This window comes from Aquirufa nivalisilvae (assembly GCF_004307455.1).
GTDB lineage: Bacteria > Bacteroidota > Bacteroidia > Cytophagales > Spirosomataceae > Aquirufa > Aquirufa nivalisilvae.
Genome location: NZ_SEWX01000029.1, coordinates 1 through 358 on the forward strand (window position 1 = coordinate 1; position 358 = coordinate 358).

The 358-nt window shown below is 32.1% G+C and carries 1 protein-coding gene; it reads left to right on the forward strand.

Annotated features, from left to right (window positions below; translation table 11 throughout):
- The coding region (locus EWU22_RS13535) for a hypothetical protein (RefSeq protein WP_231962914.1) at positions 1-182 on the forward strand (182 nt) is incomplete at its 5' end.
- Positions 183-358: the final 176 nt, after the last annotated feature.

The following is a 358-nucleotide window of genomic DNA, read 5'->3' on the forward strand; positions in this document are numbered from 1 at the left end:
TTTTCTCTTTGATATTCAGCGAATTAGTAATAAATCTCAATTTTTTTTGTGTAATGATTTGGAATAAGGAAAATAAACCTACATCTTTGCACTCCGATTTAGCGACTACAACGGCAGTCGTTCGAAGTACAGAGGCCTTAGGGCTTAAAAAGTTGAAGGAAAAAAAGAAGCGAACATGTTAGTTCAATTTTTTTTGCCTGAGAGTTTTTAAGGGATTAAGGAGAGAAGTACAAAGAGTTCTTTGACGTGTTGATAAAAGGAAAAAGTTTGTAACCAGTTAAAATGGTTATGAAGAGAAAAAATAGCATTCAAGACAAGGATAATGACAATTCTTATTTTAATAGTAAGAGCAAAGTCA